The 17,243-nt window shown below is 36.4% G+C and carries 18 protein-coding genes; 9 read left to right on the top strand and 9 right to left on the bottom strand.

The genetic code is table 11. The features are described 5' to 3' along the window. Positions 1-37: 37 nt before the first annotated feature. From C7K43_RS12000 to pepG1, 4 genes are all read left to right on the top strand, one after another. Positions 38-745, top strand: coding sequence for a DUF969 domain-containing protein (locus C7K43_RS12000; RefSeq protein ID WP_124007048.1), 708 nt, complete (start codon positions 38-40; stop codon positions 743-745). Further along, a complete protein-coding gene (locus tag C7K43_RS11995; protein WP_124007047.1) occupies positions 729-1,649 on the top strand; it encodes a DUF979 domain-containing protein in 921 nt (306 codons plus the stop codon). Before C7K43_RS12000 ends, C7K43_RS11995 begins: the two co-directional genes overlap by 17 nt. 326 nt (positions 1,650-1,975) lie before the next feature. Further along, entirely contained in the window at positions 1,976-2,623 is a 648-nt protein-coding gene (gene pcp, locus C7K43_RS11990) for a pyroglutamyl-peptidase I (RefSeq protein ID WP_124007046.1), read from the top strand. A gap of 187 nt (positions 2,624-2,810) precedes the next feature. Next, entirely contained in the window at positions 2,811-2,993 is a 183-nt protein-coding gene (gene pepG1, locus C7K43_RS11985) for a type I toxin-antitoxin system toxin PepG1 (RefSeq protein WP_124007045.1), read from the top strand. Positions 2,994-3,180: 187 nt separating this feature from the next. Here pepG1 and C7K43_RS11980 read toward each other — a convergent pair whose 3' ends face one another. The 6 genes from C7K43_RS11980 to C7K43_RS11955 form a co-directional block, all read right to left on the bottom strand. Then, positions 3,181-3,447, bottom strand: coding sequence for a type II toxin-antitoxin system RelE family toxin (locus C7K43_RS11980; RefSeq protein ID WP_124007044.1), 267 nt, complete (start codon positions 3,445-3,447; stop codon positions 3,181-3,183). Beyond that, on the bottom strand, positions 3,444-3,674 hold the full coding sequence (gene relB / locus C7K43_RS11975; protein WP_124007043.1) for a type II toxin-antitoxin system RelB family antitoxin: 231 nt from the start codon (positions 3,672-3,674) through the stop codon (positions 3,444-3,446). Before relB ends, C7K43_RS11980 begins: the two co-directional genes overlap by 4 nt. 220 nt (positions 3,675-3,894) lie before the next feature. Then, the gene (gene mngB, locus C7K43_RS11970) at positions 3,895-6,576 is read right to left on the bottom strand and encodes a mannosylglycerate hydrolase (protein ID WP_124007042.1); all 2,682 of its coding nucleotides are present in this window, start codon (positions 6,574-6,576) and stop codon (positions 3,895-3,897) included. 38 nt (positions 6,577-6,614) lie between these two features. Beyond that, positions 6,615-7,718, bottom strand: coding sequence for a PTS fructose transporter subunit IIC (locus tag C7K43_RS11965; RefSeq protein WP_124007041.1), 1,104 nt, complete (start codon positions 7,716-7,718; stop codon positions 6,615-6,617). Between the two features lie 19 nt (positions 7,719-7,737). Further along, positions 7,738-8,061, bottom strand: coding sequence for a PTS fructose transporter subunit IIB (locus C7K43_RS11960; protein WP_124007040.1), 324 nt, complete (start codon positions 8,059-8,061; stop codon positions 7,738-7,740). Next, on the bottom strand, positions 8,058-8,519 hold the full coding sequence (locus tag C7K43_RS11955; RefSeq protein WP_124007039.1) for a PTS sugar transporter subunit IIA: 462 nt from the start codon (positions 8,517-8,519) through the stop codon (positions 8,058-8,060). The genes C7K43_RS11960 and C7K43_RS11955 overlap by 4 nt, the downstream gene beginning before the upstream one ends. A 218-nt stretch (positions 8,520-8,737) precedes the next feature. Between C7K43_RS11955 and C7K43_RS11950 the strand changes: the two genes are divergently transcribed. The 5 genes from C7K43_RS11950 (at position 8,738) to C7K43_RS11930 (ending at position 14,376) form a co-directional block, all read left to right on the top strand. Beyond that, positions 8,738-10,675, top strand: coding sequence for a BglG family transcription antiterminator (locus C7K43_RS11950; RefSeq protein WP_124007038.1), 1,938 nt, complete (start codon positions 8,738-8,740; stop codon positions 10,673-10,675). Between the two features lie 265 nt (positions 10,676-10,940). Further along, entirely contained in the window at positions 10,941-11,171 is a 231-nt protein-coding gene (mazE, locus tag C7K43_RS11945) for a type II toxin-antitoxin system PemI/MazE family antitoxin (RefSeq protein ID WP_124007037.1), read from the top strand. After that, positions 11,152-11,523 (top strand): type II toxin-antitoxin system PemK/MazF family toxin, encoded by a 372-nt coding sequence (locus C7K43_RS11940; RefSeq protein WP_157977754.1) that lies wholly within the window; start codon positions 11,152-11,154, stop codon positions 11,521-11,523. The genes mazE and C7K43_RS11940 overlap by 20 nt, the downstream gene beginning before the upstream one ends. 230 nt (positions 11,524-11,753) lie before the next feature. After that, positions 11,754-12,860: an Ldh family oxidoreductase gene (locus tag C7K43_RS11935; protein WP_124007035.1), complete on the top strand. Its 1,107-nt coding sequence runs from the start codon at positions 11,754-11,756 to the stop codon at positions 12,858-12,860. A 271-nt stretch (positions 12,861-13,131) separates the two neighbouring features. Continuing rightward, positions 13,132-14,376, top strand: a complete 1,245-nt coding sequence (locus tag C7K43_RS11930) for an NRAMP family divalent metal transporter (RefSeq protein WP_124007034.1) — start codon at positions 13,132-13,134, stop codon at positions 14,374-14,376. Positions 14,377-14,578: 202 nt separating this feature from the next. On the opposite strand, the gene C7K43_RS11925 is transcribed toward C7K43_RS11930, so the two are convergent. The 3 genes from C7K43_RS11925 to C7K43_RS11915 all read right to left on the bottom strand — a co-directional run bounded on the left by C7K43_RS11925 (position 14,579) and on the right by C7K43_RS11915 (position 17,234). Beyond that, a complete protein-coding gene (locus tag C7K43_RS11925; protein ID WP_124007033.1) occupies positions 14,579-15,262 on the bottom strand; it encodes an NADPH-dependent F420 reductase in 684 nt (227 codons plus the stop codon). Continuing rightward, on the bottom strand, positions 15,255-16,310 hold the full coding sequence (locus tag C7K43_RS11920) for an LLM class flavin-dependent oxidoreductase (protein ID WP_168712007.1): 1,056 nt from the start codon (positions 16,308-16,310) through the stop codon (positions 15,255-15,257). Before C7K43_RS11920 ends, C7K43_RS11925 begins: the two co-directional genes overlap by 8 nt. Before the next feature lie 165 nt (positions 16,311-16,475). Next, complete coding sequence (locus tag C7K43_RS11915; RefSeq protein ID WP_168712006.1) at positions 16,476-17,234, bottom strand: DeoR/GlpR family DNA-binding transcription regulator; 759 nt, start codon at positions 17,232-17,234, stop codon at positions 16,476-16,478. Between the last annotated feature and the right edge of the window lie 9 nt (positions 17,235-17,243).

Genomic DNA, 17,243 nt, shown 5'->3' with positions numbered 1-17,243 from the left:
TCATTTTATGCGAAATTTTTTGAAGGAGGAGATTATTTTGGAATGGATTAAACTAATTGGGATCCTAATCATTTTAGTAGGATTCTTATTTAAATTTGATACGATTGCAGTTGTTGTAATCGCCGCGTTTGCGACAGCTATGGTATCCGGTATATCAGTTATGGATTTCTTAGAAGCCTTTGGTCAAGCTTTTGTCGATAACCGGCTCGTTACAATCTTTCTATTAACCTTACCAATGATTGGACTTTCTGAACGATTTGGCTTGCGACAACAGGCCGTCATTTTAATCAGGAAAATAAAGGGGATGACACCCGGAAAATTCTTGACGTTGTATACAGCCATCCGTGAAATTGCTGGACTTTTGGGGATTCGTATTTCAGGACATCCGCAATTTGTCCGCCCCATTGTCAATCCCATGACACAAGCTGCGGCTAAGACAAACTACGGAAATATCGCAAAAGAAGACAGCGAAGAACTGAAAGCCAGAGCTGCAGCTAACGAGAACTATGCCAATTTTTATGGGCAAAATACCTTTGTCGCAGCCTCTGGTGTTTTATTGATTGCCGGAACCTTACGAGATTTAAACTATAATGTCTCAGAAGCTAGCATTGTGCAATATTCCCTAATTATTGCGGTTATTGCTCTCGTTCTAACAGCGATTTCTAATATGTTATTTGATCGCAAGTTAGCGAAAAAATATAACGTTAAAAAAGGTGGTGAAACAAACAATGACTCAGACAGTTGATGCAATTCTTGAATTCTTTTACATCTTAATTGGACTTTTATCTATGATGACTGCCATCCGTTCTTTTAGAGATCAAACCAATTCTGCTCGACTAGGCACCGGTTTATTCTGGTTATTACTTGGTACTATTTTTGCTTTTGGTAACTTTCTTCCTTATGCTGCGTCTGGTATTATGTTGGTCGCTATTGGCGTTCTCACCTTACTTAAACAAGTAAAAGTTGGTAACATTGCAAAATTAGACGAAAAACAAGGCGAAGAAGCAGCGAAAAAAATTGGCAGCTGGGTTTTCTTTCCCTCCGTAATGTTAGCAGCAACAGCGGTCGTAATTTCCTATACGCCATTAGGAGGTCAAGTTGGAATCGGCATCGCTTCAATTGTGGCTTTAATTGTAGCAGCAGTGATCACTTCTGCTAAACCCAAAACAATCGTAGACGATACCGACCGCATGTTTCAATCTGTAGGAACAACCGGGATCTTGCCACAATTATTGGCTGCCTTAGGTGTGATTTTCAATCTAGCAGGCGTTGGCGATGTCATCTCCAATGCGATTTCTACTGTTATCCCAGCAGGAAATCAATTCGTCGGTGTTGTTGCTTATTGTTTGGGCATGGTATTATTTACTATGGTAATGGGAAATGCCTTTGCTGCCTTTACCGTGATTACAGCAGGTATTGGAATTCCATTTGTCATCGCTCAAGGCGGTGACCCAGTTGTTGCCGGTACTTTAGCTATGACTGCCGGATTCTGTGGTACCTTATTAACTCCCATGGGCGCCAACTTCAACGCTTTACCTGTTGCCTTATTAGAAATGGAAGACACGAATGGCGTCATCAAAGCACAAATACCTATAGCACTAATTATGATCGTGATTCATATTGGATTAATGTATGTATTAGCTTTTTAATATAAAAATGGAAGAAAATTGAGGAAAGAACACGAGAAACGTTCCTCAAAACTGGAAAAACGAGTAAAGGAATAAGAAAACTTTACTCATTATCGGAAGAACGAGTAAGGAAATGAGGAAACGTTACTCAAAAAAGGCCAGAATGAGAAAGGAAATTAGAAAATATTGCTCATTATCGGAAAATTGAGGAGTGAAACCAAGAAACGTTACTCAAAACCAGAATAATGAGGAAAGAAATAGGAAAGCTTTACTCAAGATTGGAAAAACGAGTAAAGGATCAAGAAAACGTTACTCAAAAAGGCTCAAAAATGAAAGGAAGAATCAATATGAAAATTTTAGTTACTGGATTCGATCCATTTGGTGGAGAAAAAATAAATCCTGCTTGGGAAGCGGTAAAAAAACTTCCTGATACAATCAAAGATGCTGAAATTGTTAAAGAAGAAATCCCTACCGTTTATGGTAAGTCAGCTGATGTTTGTAAACAAGCGATCCAAAAACATCAACCCGATATCGTTTTAAATATCGGACAAGCTGGCGGCCGTTTTACCATTACCCCAGAAAGAGTTGCCATCAATGTCGATGATGCTCGAATTCCTGATAACGAAGGCAACCAGCCCATTGATCAACTCATCCAATCGGATGGTCAAGCTGCTTACTTTACTCAGCTGCCAGTAAAAGCGATGGTAGAAAATATTAAAAGGAATGGCTTTCCAACAGCAGTTTCTAATACAGCTGGAACTTTTGTTTGCAATCATATCATGTACCAAGTGCAATACATGATTGATAAAGAATTTCCCAATATGAAAGGCGGTTTTATCCACGTGCCTTTTATCGCTGAACAAGTTGTAGACAAACCGAATCAACCATTTATGAACATTTCTGACATGGCCTTTTGTATTGAAAAAGGCCTTGAAGCGATTGTTGATTTTGCAGGTAAAGAGGATCTAAAAGCTGTTGGCGGAGAAACACATTAATACTTAACAAAAATACCGGGAGCAAACATCTTAAACCTAATGTTTGTTTCTGGTATTTGTTTGTAGCAAGTATTTTGAGACACTATCATCACACCCATTATTATAAGAAAAAATAAATAATTACTAACACGAAATATATAGAATTTCAGCGTCTTTTATGTTACTTTATTAAGTAACAGTAAAGTTTATGACGGTGGCTATCTTTTTCGAAAGTGAGGTGGTGCGTATGTGCGTGCTAACTAAATCTGAAGAAAGGAGAAGCTTTTTGTCCGTTTCGGATGCTTTACAGCTGATGTTGGCATTTAGTACATTTACTATTGCCTTAATCAAATTAGTTGTAGAGTTGATAAAAAACGACAAAAGAAAATAACCGTCAAACTTTAGCCGGTAGACGATTATTTTTCAACATTTAAAACTGGTCACCGTCTTAAACGGTGCTGTTATTGAAGAGTTGTTCTCACAGCTCTTCTTTACATAACAATTATAGCAAAGTTTCTTATCCTATTCAACTTTTTTTGTTACTTGTTTAAACAACAAAAAGTTTAGTAATAGCCCCTTTAATCGTAAATATTTTTCCTATGCCCAACTTGAACAGCTAGTACAACTAATTGGCTGTCTTCTATTTCAACAATAACGCGATATTTGCCAATTCTATAGCGCCATTGACCAGACCGGTTTGCAGTTAGCACTTTTCCAAATTTGCGAGGATTGTCAATTCCGTCAATATGCTGATATAGCCAACGAGTAATTAAAGTAGCTTGATATTTATCCATTTTTCTAAACTGTTTTTGTATTTCAGAAGAAAAGATTAAGCGATAGCTCATTCCAAACCTCCAAATTCAGAAAGGATTTCATCCATTGATACTGTTTGTTTACCATTTTCTAGCCAACGTTTATACGCAATATCAGCCGTTTGACGGTCATACTCGTCTTCTAATTGTTCCATCGAATATGTTTTTAAAAGATCAGACAAAGAGATCCCATAGAAATCGGCCATATAATTCAACCATTCTTTTTCTGAGTCACTTACACGTACTGTGATCATAGCCATAACAATACCACCTCCACTTGTATTACATTGTAATACGTATGAAGGTGGCTGTCAATTAAATTTCATGGTTGAACTGATTTAAGGTTGCCCTTATTATTCTTTACTGTTCCCTTTTCCAATTTTAGGTCGATGTTCACTTGTACAAAAATATAACTGGACTTTTCCAATAAACAAAACCATCGCAAACTTAAACATTTTCTATTTTGCAGTATATGTTTAATTATTGATGATCCAACTCAACGTAAATCGTAACAAATTTAGCGTGCGTAATATTTGGGATAGTGATTGTATTATCCATTATTTCCAGTTGTTTTGTCTTCTCTTCTTTTAAGTTAACCAATTCAGCGTATTGGACTGGTACATTAAAAAAGATTTTTTCAGGCAAAGACTCGTACAAATGTCCATTATAATAACGCATAATGTAACCTGCGCGTTGTTCTGCTTTTTTGACAAGACTCAAAGTTAGATGATCTGTTGATTCAAACAAACTAAAACCTTTTGCAAATTGCTGCTCCACGTCATCCAACGTAAAAATCAAGCGAGAATTTAAAAATTCTGCATATTGAAAAACTTGTACTGGAGTTACCGCAGCTTTAGCAATGTTCGAAACATTTGCTTCGTTGAATGGTTCGGAAAAATAAGCGGTTGAAAAATTAAATTGCATTTTTTTATGCAATTGAGCGTTTGGTGTTTCAACTACTTTGTCCCCAGAAGCTCTACCGGGCCGATAAAGTAAATCTTCTTTCCCCATAAAACCATAGGTACGAAAAATTGTTAGTCGGATTGTATCGTAATTATCGCCCACAATTTCATATTCACGTACGCCTTTTGGCATTACGGCAACCCCATGATTTTCATCAAATAATCCTGCAAAACTTTGACACGTTTCAATTGATATTGGTTTTTCATTCCAGTTTTCTGGATTTTGTTCCCAAAGTTCCAACTCTTTTTGTCGAACAACCGGCCGTTGCAATACACCAAATTGTTGATCAGCAATTGAAAATTTAGAAGAGATCCCCGTATCAAATAGTACACATAAACGATGGCTATCAACTTGTTGGTTGTCGACATCAAGCGCAAAATCGATAACAGAAGTTCCCTTTTTTAATGTTATTTTTAACGTTACTGGCATTGAAATATGCGCCTCATGTTTCGCACGTTCGCCTAAGCCACGGGGAACTTTCATATTATAACTGACCATCGCAATTTTGATAAGCTCCGAACATTGCACTTGAATATCTGGTACAAAATCAGTTGATCGAATAACGAAATCTTCTTTAGGCGGTGAATAGTTGAATGAATCGCCATCATCACCATTTTCTTCAATGATTGCTTGCTCATGGTAAATGTTCTGATTTGTTTTATCTAATATTTCCAAGGAGCCATTAGGGTTAATTGTGACCTTATAATACTCGTTTTCTAATATATGATTTTTCTTATCTTCAAGGTCTTTTAATGTATTACCTTTTAGGTCAAGTGTTAACTGCATATAACCCATACTTGACAGATCAGACCCACTAATAGCAAGTCGCGTTTTATAAACTTTGTCCGGGATGTAAAATGTTTTTGAAGGATCTAATGTGTTCCCTTGATTCAAAACGTAGTCCGTTTGATCCACCCAGTCTATGATTGTATAATCGACCGGGTTTCCTTTCGCATCATAGAGCGCAAAATCTTTTTGTGGCACATATACTTCTGTTTCAATCACTTCGGTTCGCGTATGATCAAGTGTATTGAAAATTGTAAACGTGATCTCACTTGTATTTTTAATCCTTGTAGCAATATTACGCATCGAAAGTTCGACTAAATTCAATGAAATATCTCTGGCCTGCTTATATCGTAAATAAATATCTTCATTTGTCATATCAGAAACACAAGAACCAATCGAATCATGCGCAGCATTTTCAAACATTAGCTTCCAAACTTCTCGGACTGTTTCAACCGGATATTCAAAGCCAAGCGCTTGTGTAATACTCAATATCGGTTCTAAAATGTTAACCAAATAATGTTGAATTTGTGTATTCATAGCCTTTAAATCAGAACGGGAGGAAAAAATCGATTTGTGAATACGCATCATCTTTCCATTAAGCAGTTCTCCTTCAACTTCTTCTAATTCAGGATTTTGTTGCTTAACCGCTTGGATATATTTTTCAATAGTAGAAAACTGCAATTGATATTCATCTTGGTATAATTCATTCATGCGTTCAACAAGTTCCGGTAAGTTTTTTCGTACCGGTGCCTGATCGAAACCATTAGGAAAATAGACTTGATCGGTCACGCTGCGTGACCAGGTCGTATGAAATGGCTCTTCGTGTAAAAATTCCGCCAAATCCTCCTTTTGTTCAGGAATAGCTCCACCAATGTAATAACCAGTAGGAATTTGGTAAACATTTACTACGGAGCCATCTTCGCCCTGCCATTGATACTCAGTGTGTTCCACTTCATCATCACTGACACCTCGCCAAAACATTGTATCTTCTATTCCAAATTCTTGATAAATTTGCGGCATGCTGGCAGCTTGCCCAAATGAGTCAGGGACGTATCCCACGTTCATATAATCGCCGAACTTTTCACAAATCCTCATCCCATAGGAAAGATTACGTACGATACTCTCACCAGAAATCACTAATTGATCTGTTTGTGTGTACCAAGGACCAATAACCAACTTTCCTTGTTCCACTAAGTTTTTGATACATCCCTTGTCTTGTGGACGCCACTTTAAATAATCGTCTAATAAAGAAGCTTGTCCATCTAAAATAAACGTATTGTAAGAATTATTCGCCTCTAACTGCCCCAATACATTTTTTAAATCATGCATCAAATAAACTTTTGAACGACTAGTGGTAAAATACCATTCTCTATCCCAATGTGTATGTGGAACGACATGTACTGTTTTTTTCATCAGCCACTACCTTTCTAATTGGATAAATACTTACAAATTTAATTTTCAAAACTAATGTCAATACTGTCAACATCAACATCTTCCACTTCAAGGTCGTCACCTTTATTGAAATTAACAAGTAATGGAGCAACTGTTCCAATAAAAGTAGCGCCTAATAAGATACCTAGTAAGTATGCCCAGCCAGAACCAACGGAAAAGAACCCGTAAATCCCTCCAACAGGGGGCATTTTCGCATACATTCCAAGAAACACCCCAACCGCTGAAGAAAGACCTGCACCGATCACATTAACCAACACTAATTTCAATGGACTGATTAACGTGAAAGGAATCGCTCCTTCTGTAATACCAATAAATCCCATAACAAAGTTATTTTTACCTGCATCTTTTAACTCATTATTAAAACGATTTTTGTGAAATACCGTTGCTAAGGCATAACCTAAGGGCAACGCACAATTAGCTACATTAACGATAATCGCTGGCAAATATATCCCTTCGGCTAATAAAACATTACCAGCCATCCAAGAGGCTTTATTAACAGGACCACCTAGATCGACACCGATCATACCTCCCATGATCATTGCTAAAACAACTTGATTCACATCGTTTTCAATCATATGTTTGATCCAATTGATTAAACTTTCGTTAATCCATGACAGAGGTCCAACAAGAATTGCCCCCATAACAATTGCAACAGACAGCGTTGCAATCAGTGGCAAAATAACCAGCGGCATCACACTACTAAACGATTCAGGTAATTTAATACGATCTTTTGCCCATTTCACCAAATAACCTGCCAAGAACCCGGCGATTAGCGCCCCTAAAAAACCAGCATTGGTTTCTGTTGCAACAGCCCCGCCAATAAATCCAGCGCCGATTGCCGCTTTATCCCCAACTGAATAAGCAATGAAACCAGCTAATACCGTATTAATTAGACCAATTCCTGTCCAGCCTACTTGTTCCACTAAATAAAGCGCGTGCATAAAGCCTTGACCATCTTCATACGGATCCAAAGTGGTTGCTCCCATAGCAAACCCAATGACTTTAGCAATTGCAACAACCAAAGAAGCGCCAATAATTAATGGTAAAATATAGCTAATACCGCTCATTAAATGCCCTTTTAATTCAGAAAATAGCTTTTTCATCTTTGTTTATCCACCTTTCCTAATTTTCTTGACGTTGTCTAACCGCTGCAACACATTTTTTCAAAACTGCTTCCGGTGCTTTAATACAAGTTGTAATATTTACCCGCAATTGCGGTTTCCCTTTAAAGCGTTCACTGTCAATAATCTTTTGGTCCGTAGCAAATAGAACAAAATCTGCCTGATCTACTTCATCTTGTGATATTTTATTTACCTGGCCAAGCGAACCTTGTTGTTCAATTTTGACATCGTATTCCAAAGTTTCTCCGGCTTTTTCTAAAGCCTTTGCCGCCATCGGTGTATGTGCTAATCCAGCTGGACATGAAGTAATTCCTACAATTTTCATTTAATTTCCTCTCCTATCATTTCCTTATTAATTAATACAACCAATTCCTCTTTACTAACGCTTCCTTTAATTTTGTGAATAAATTCTTCTTCCAATAACGCTTGAGATAAATTACTCAACATTTTCAAGTAAACAGTACCGGCGTTTTTTTTCGCGGCCAACAGAGCGAAAAGATGTTTTACATCTGTCCCATCAAAGGTTTCCCATGATAATGGTTTTTTCAAACGAATAAAAAAAACGGTTGGCGATAATACAAATTCAGATTTAGCATGTGGTATCGCAAAACCATCCTGTAATCCTGTTGAAAATTCTTTTTCCCTATCTAAAAAAGCTTCAGATACTTTTTCAGTATTTTCGATATAATTTAAACTTTGAGCATAATCTGCAATCACTTTAAATAGTTCCGTTTTTGACGTAACCGATAGATCAAGCAAGATATTTTCTTCATCAAATTTCATCGAAACACCTCCCTCTTGATAACTTTACTCTATGCTGAAACTACCAAATCGTAAACCCTTCCAATTTCAACTAAAAATGGAAATTAGCTAGTCACACAAATTCCAAAAGCATTTCCACCTTCCTTGGAAAAAGCTAAGATATCACTTCCATACTAATCCACAAAATTTTCATGTATGATAGTACATAGAAGAAAAAACACAACATAGGGGGTGAAAAAATGGCGAAACTAGCTTATCAACGGTTAGACGATATTTTGGGATTGTTAATGCAACGTACAGAGCCCATTTCAATACAAGAACTAAGCAACACGAATCATGTAACAGAGCGGACGATTCGTAGCGACATCAATAATTTAAACGAACTATTACAACCAATCGATGCTTCCATTTCCTTGATCAGAAATAAAGGCTATCAATTAAATATAACCAGTCAAAGCGCTTTTGATCATTGGTGGAAAGAAAATTTAGCCGCTTCAGATACATTTCTTTCTTCTGCAGAAGAGAGACAAACGCTTTTATTATTTATCTTGTTTAAAAGTCAAACTCCTTATACGCTGGAAAATTTTTTGGATCAATTATTTGTCAGTAAAAATACTTTTTATAGCTATTTAAAAGCAATCAGAGACGCACTTTTGTCTTATGGGTTAAAAGTAATCAATCGGCCTAATATCGGTTTTGAGATAGTGGGAGATGAATTTGCCAAACGACAAGCAATTATTGATTTGCTAATCGGAAAAGATTTGCAAGAGTATCTAACTGGATTCACTGAAATGGAATTTGCTTTATTCGACAACGTTGATTTAGAACAATTAGAAAAAATAGAATTATATCGCTTATCTGGTCTAGGTTTACTAGAATCAGACTATTATCATAGAAATATGTTGACTCACTTTGCGCTGGGCATTAGTCGCGTATTGGATCACCAAATTATTAATGAATTTCCGGTAAAAGTACCCGACTTGTTTAATAAAGCTACCCATGCACTTCACCGACTTATACAAGATATTGAGGAAAAATATGAAATTACACTACCCAATGAAGAGAAAAAATATTTTACTTACTATCTAGCACTTAATTCGCCACGTTTAGTAAATGTTGGAAACGAACAAATAGATTCACAGAAAACAGCTCAAGCTATTGTGCACAAACTTCTAGAACGTATTAAAGCCTCTTTTAATTTTGACTGGACAGATGATCAGTTACTAATTGATGATTTAATTTCTCACATTAAGGGATTTATAAACATGAATGTAATGGACGCGGGCCATAGTAATCCATTATTAACAACGATCAAACGTTCTTTTCCATTAGCTTATGATCTTTGTTTAACCAGCTTAAAAGAAATCGGAGAACAATATGGACTTTATTTTTCTGAAGATGAAATCGGCTACATTGCCTTACATATCGCGGGTGCATTTGAAAGAAACTCAATCGACCAAATACATAAATACCGAGTAATATTAGTTTGTGGAACCGGCAAAGCAATGAGTAGAATCATTGAAGCAAAAATAAAAAATGTATATAAAGAACAAATTAGTATCGTCGAACGGCTTTCCTTTGTCGAATTGCAAAAAACGGACGTGCAATCGATCGATTTTGTGATTACAACTGTTCCTTTGGGGAAATTATCTATCCCTTATATTTATATTGACATGACTTATTTGGATACAGAAATCAGAAAAATTGATACCCACATAAAAGAACTCGAAAAACAAAAACAAACAATAGAACAGCTTTTTGATCCACGTTTCTTTTTCTATGAACCAAAAGAAACATCGAAAGTGGAGTTATTAAAAGATATGAGTGAAGAATTAGAAAAAGAAAATATTGTGCCTCAAAATTTTTATGCTAGCATTATGGAGCGAGAAAAAATTGAGCAAACAGGAATAGGCCAAACGATCGCTATCCCTCACCCAATGTCTTTAATCGCTCAAGAATCAAAACTAGCTGTCGCAATCATTCCAGAAGGAATAGATTGGGGGAAAGAAGAACAAGTAAACTTCGTTTTCTTATTTGCTATAAAAAAAGAAGATTATGAAGAAACAGCAGAGATTTATGACCTGCTTGTTGATCTTTTAAATGACACACAAACACAACAAAATATACTAAAAAACAACGATTTTGATTGCTTTCTCAATCAGATGGAAAATATATAATTTCTGCATAAAAAAATTCTAGTCATTGTTTAGTGAAAGAAGAGATTAAAAACGCAATTTAATCTCTTCTTTATTTTGTCTTTGTTCAACGACTGTTCTTCAATCTTAAACTTAGTATTTTCATCATGAATATTTTTCAAAAGTCTCACCAATTTGCAGTACACTTGTCTCTATAAGTTATTTAACATTTTTCTATAAATTTGTATATTTAAGCAAAAAGTCATATAATATATATAAGATATATATTAAGTTAGGAGTGATTAGCATGTCAGTTAAACTTCGTAAGGTCGGTTCTTCTCATGTTCTGACCGTGCCAAACAAATTTGAAGTCACAGAAAATACAGAATTTGATGTCTTCCAAGGCCGTGATGGAAGTATCATCTATACGCCTAAACGCAATAATCCATTTGAAGGAAATTGGTATAACCATGATCTCCAACAAGAAAGTGTTTTTGAAGACGTGGAGGATTTAAATATTGAACTCGAAGAAGAGTGAGTCATATCTCCCAGAACGCCAAGACATTGTGTGGATTGACTTTGATCCCAGCAAAGGAAAAGAAATTCAAAAGCGCCGTCCTGCAGTAATTGTTAGTTCAAAAAAATATAGTCAATTAACGGGGCTCACAGTTGTAATTCCGGTTACACACGCCACAAACAATCGTTTTTTAAACACAGACTTTTTGGTCCCTATTCAAGACGGTAAAGTCAATGGGTTTGCGAATCCGTTACAAATTTTCTCTTTTGACTTTAAAAAAAGAAAGATTAAAAAAGCTGGGCAAGTAAATGATGCAGCTTATGCTAAAATTCAACAGACATTGTTATTTGTAGTTAGTTCTAGCAATGGCTGAGCAAAGCGAACTACAAGCGTCTAGAAATAAAAAATCAATCCAGTATTATTTCTATAATAGAAATAATACTGGATTGATTTGTAAAAAGGTTTAATAAAGTTCATTTAACTACTTGATTGTAATTTGAGTCAGTTACTCCTCTATGCTAAACTATAAGTGGATAAAGCAAGCGCTTACTTTCGCTTCTATTTGTTTGTTTCATCACAAAAATATTCAAGGAGGAATTTAGCATGACAAGTTTCGTAGAATGGAATTTTTTGGCCGATTTTGTTGAAAAAGCTTTTGCTGCTTATGGTATACCTCAAGAAGATGCTAAAATTTGTACAGATGTTTTACTACAGTCAGATAAAAAAGGTATTGAAAGCCATGGAGTTAACCGTTTTAAACCAATTTATATCGATCGGATCAAAGATGGTATTCAAAATCCAATCACAAAATTTGAAATTGTACGTGAAACACCCACAACTGCTGTAGTTGATGGACACGATGGTATGGGACAAGTAATCGGACACCAATCCATGCAATTAGCAATCGATAAAGCGAAAGAATACGGTATGGGAATGGTAGCGGTACGAAATTCAACACACTATGGAATTGCCGGTTATTATACCGATATGGCTGCAGAATCAGGTTGTATTGGTATGACTGGAACAAACGCTCGTCCATCGATCGCCCCTACTTTCAGTGTGGAAAATAAACTAGGCACCAACCCCTTAACAGTCAGCTTTCCAACGGATGAAGAATTTCCATTTTCATTGGACTGTGCAACTTCCATCATTCAACGTGGTAAGATCGAACTATATGAACGGCAAGGAAAAGACACTCCAGCTGGTGCGGTTATTGGACGTGACGGTTCTGCAATGACTGATTCACCAGAAATTTTGCGGGCCCTTCAAACAGGAGAAGCTGCTTTAGCACCTCTAGGAGGTATTGGTGAAAAGCTTTCCGGATATAAAGGTTACGGTTATGCAACGATTGTTGAAGTTCTTTCAGCTGCTTTGCAACAAGGTAACTTCTTGAGCATGCTATCTGGCATAGGCGAAGAAGGTGAGAAAACAAAATTCCATTTGGGACACTTTTTCATCGCCATCGATACAGAAGCCTTTATGGGGTTAGACAGCTTTAAGAAAACCGCTGGTGATATTCTGCGTGAACTACGTGCAGCTGAAAAAGCACCTGATGCCCAACGAATCTATACGCCTGGTGAAAAAGAATATCTAGTTTGGAAAGAACGTGAAAAAACCGGCCTACCTGTTAATGAACCTGTTCAAAAAGAACTAATTGCAATTCGCGATGACGCTGGTTTGACGGATTATAAATTTCCGTTTGAAGAGTAAAAAGCTTCAATAAAGTTTTATCTATAAATTAACGACAGTTCATAAATTTCCTGAAAAACTATAAACAAGTTCAAATATGAAAGCTTTTATAAATTAGGCTATAGTTTTGATCCTGTTGTAAGTAAATACCTAAGTATCATTGTTACTCAATTTAGGTTAAAATGTACGATACCCAAAAAAATGTGTATAATCATTGTTACTAAGAACTAAATTTTTTCAAAAAAGTTAGTGTTAGGTGTTTAGTTACGTAGTTTTTTGGGGGAGATTGAAGATGAATAAAAAGAAAAAACATAAGAAAAGCTTTATAGAAAGATTCAAAAGTATGGGTCCAGCAGCCATAGTAACCAGTGCCTTTGTTGGACCGGGTACTATTACAACGACGACATTGGCCGGTGTTAATTTTAAGTATTCATTGTTATGGGCTATCCTCTTTTCTGGTTTGTCTCTAGTTGTTTTAATGGAAATGGCAGGAAGAATCGGCATTATTTCAAACCATGATATAGCAGAAGCAGCAACCGCAAGTTTTTCAAATAAAAAAGTGGCAGGAATCATTATCAAAAGTATTATTGTGATTACCCTGTTTGCCACTGCTTTTGGACTTGAAGCTGGAAACCTTATTGGTGGTTCATTGGGGGTAGCTGATGCAGCGAACTTGCCCCAATGGCTCTCAGCACTTATTCTTGGAGGAGCTGCTTTTTACGCCGTTGCTGTCGGAACTGCTAAAACACTTGAAAAATTGATGACTTTCTTTGTTAGCCTAATGGGAGTCATCTTTGTACTTACTATGTTACTTGTTGGACCTAACTATATTGAAGTGTTAAATGGTTTTATCCCAACAAATATTCCTGAAGGTTCAGGAGTGAATATTATTGCATTAATCGGCACAACATTAATTGGGATCAATATATTAATGCATGCAACAACAACCGCAGAAAAATGGCAAGGGCCCGCGCATTTAGCTGATGCCAATTTCGATATTTATTTTAATGTTGGGATAGGAACGATCATTTCTCTTGCGATTATCATTACAAGTGGCACGGTTTTATACGGAAGTGGAACAGTTGTAGATACACCACTCGTATTTTCTCAAATGCTGGAACCCACATTAGGAAGCTACGCCAGAATCATTGGTAATGTAGGTATTGTAGCCGCTGGATTATCATCGGCCATTGCTACACCACTCATTTTAAAAACTGTTTTAGCTAGATTGTTTAATTGGGAAGCAAATGGCATGAAAGCACGGGTAACAGGAGGCTCAGCTGTTATTTTTGGTTCAATATTTGCGGCGGTTGGTACAAACCCAACACAGATTATCGTATTCGCATCTGCATTTAGCGGGTTATTTTTACCTATCGTAGCTGTTTTGATTATGGTTGCTGCAAATAATAAAGAGTTACTCCAAGAATATAAGAACAATATCTTCCAAAATATTCTTGGTGGGATAGCAACACTCGTTACTCTTGGCCTTGGCATTAATAGTTTGCTTAATTTCTTTGAAAACTTATCTAACTTGTAGCATTAGAATCTTGTTTCAGCAATTGTAAATAATTTTCATATTAACCAAGTTACTAATAAATTTCATAACATCGCTATATGACTTGTAAAGTCTATTCTGATCAAACTAAAGACACTAACTAATTGTAAAAGTACTTTATAAAAAAGCAAACGAACCCGATCCTTATTTTCAATGGGACGAGTTAATTTGCTTTTTTATATAATCAAAGAACTTCTCTAGCTGCTATAACTTTCTTCCCAAATTCACTCTCAGGAAATTGTTGTATAGCGGCTAGCAATTCTTCTTTGGATAAGTTAGCCCCAAATAGTGGGCTCCCTGGTTCTAGCGTGATTCCATTTTTCAATGGACCGATAAATAACGGATCAAACCCTAGGTCATCGATCAGTTGTGCAGCTGTATTGCCTGCTGTATCATCATCTGCTGCATAGGCAATGGCTTTGCGCTGGTTTTCTCCAGCTGCTCGAGTTTCATCTTCTATATCATGATACCCCATGTGATTGAAAGCTTTAACCACAATACTGTCTTTTAAAAAGTTTTGTACCACTTCTGAAGAAGAAGTTTGGAAATCTGAAATTGTATTTTCTTTTCCATCAATTTCCCACCAATAATTCATCGCATCGATCACAATTTTTCCTTGCAACTCCGCTTGAGGAATCGTTTGATACTTACCAAGAGGCAATGCTAATAGAACAATATCTGCTTTTTCAGTAACTTCTTTAGCCGTCAATGCTTGTGCTCCAGGCGCTAATACTTCGATAGTCAGCGAAATTTTTTCAACTGAACCCGAACCTGCAATCAATACCCTATAGCCAGCAGCGACTGCCAAACGCGCTAATACCGTACCTAGCTTCCCTGCACCTAAAATACCTAGTACTGCGTTATCCATGCGCCATGCCTGCTTTTAATAATTCTTTAACTCTCGGAATCACTTTTTCACCATATAATTGAATCGTTCTGAAACGATCTTTTTGTAACTGACCACCCGCGCCGTAAACAAGGTCAAAGCGTTGAATATCCATTTCTGTCATTACTTGAGCAATTCTCTGCGCAACTGTTTCAGGGCTGCCTACATAATAAGAACCTCTTGTCACTTCAGTCTCAAAACGTTCGTGACTCATCGCTGGCCAACCACGCTCTGAACCAATTTGATCCATCATTTTTTTGAGGTATTTCCAAGCAATTTCTCTAGCTTCTGCATCCGTATCAGCGATCACGCCATGAGAATGCATACCTACCGGATGGATAGGCTGATCAAATTTTATAGCTGCGCGTTTGTATAGATCGATATACTGGTTAAAACGAAGTGGATCGCCGCCAATCACCGCTAACATCACTGGAAAGCCATATCTAGCCGCACGAATAATCGAGTCTGGCGAGCCGCCAACGCCAACATAAGTCTCTAAATCTCCTTCAATTTTTGGGTACACTTGCATGTTTTCTAAGGACTGAGTAAAACGCCCTTGCCAAGTAATCGGCTCCCCTTTCAATAATTCAATGAATAGCGCAATCTTTTCTTCAAATAAATCATCGTAATCACGCAAATCATAGCCAAATAATGGGAATGATTCTGTAAATGAACCACGACCTAGCATAATTTGGGCGCGGCCGTTAGATAATGCATCAACTGTCGCAAAACGTTCATACACCCGAACTGGATCATCAGAACTTAACACCGTGACTCCCGTTCCTAAAGTAATATTTTCAGTTTCCATAGCCAAAGCGGCTAAAACTGTATCCGGACTAGAAATTGAAAACTCTTCGCGGTGATGTTCACCTAAAGCAATCACATCAATTCCCAATTGATCAGCTAGCTTCCCTTCTTCAACGATATTTCTCAATGATTGCCCGTAGCTCAATCTCTCTTGTGTTTGGTCGTCGTAAGCCACGTCACCAAACGTGTCTAATCCAAAAATTAGTTCATTACTGTCTATCATTTTTTGTACCCCTCTACATTTATTATATCCTTACTATAAACTATTTTTTGAGAAATCCAATTATTTTGCTTACTAAAAGTAAGGAAAAGGAGATAGTTTATAAATAGAGGTGAAGTTATATATATAAAATGATAAATTAAAACAATAAAACCATTTTTCTGTTTTTCATCTGGAATAATCATTCCCATAAATAATTTCAAAATATTTATTCAAAGCATAGGTCGCATTATTAGGCTTTCGATCTGTTATCATATAATCAATGCTTTCAACTGTAAGGCTTTGAAACGTGTACATACTATTAAATTTAGTATGATCTAATAACAAAAAATTTTTTTTAGAATTTTCTTTCATGATTTTCTTTATCCCAGCTTCATTTTCTAAAGCATCAGATGCGCCAAAATTCAAATCAAAACCACGGCAGGAGAAAAAAGCATAGTCAGTAGTAATTTGGGCAGCCATTTCGTTACAAAATGAACCTCCGGTATGTTCGTCATTTAGTAGGCCCCCAATTAGATAGACTTGATTTTTCCGCGTAGATTCAATTTCCTTTGCTGTATATAAATTAGGTGTAAAAACTTTCAGATTTTTTCTTCTTTTTAATTTTTCTGCAAAAACCTGGCTGGTTGAACTTGCGTCTAAAAAGATTGACGCATAATCCTCTACAAAATCAATCGCTAATTCTGCAATCAAATTCTTTTCTTCTTTATTTGTTTCATACTTGATCTCGTTTGGATTTTCTATGAGTTCTTCTTTAACTAAAACTGCTCCTCCAGGAACTCTTTTTATTATATGCAGGCGTTCTAAATAATTTAGGTCTCTTCTAATCGTACTTTGACTATAATGCAACTTTTCTTCAAGAAAAGGTATGGAAACATATTTCTTTTTCTTAATTAATTCGATTATTTCTTCTTTTCTAGCTTCCAAATAAAACCC

It is taken from the genome of Tetragenococcus koreensis (assembly GCF_003795145.1).
Taxonomy (GTDB): Bacteria; Bacillota; Bacilli; order Lactobacillales; family Enterococcaceae; genus Tetragenococcus; species Tetragenococcus koreensis.
Note: the sequence above shows the minus strand (reverse complement) of the source record. Positions and strands in the feature narration are given on the sequence as shown.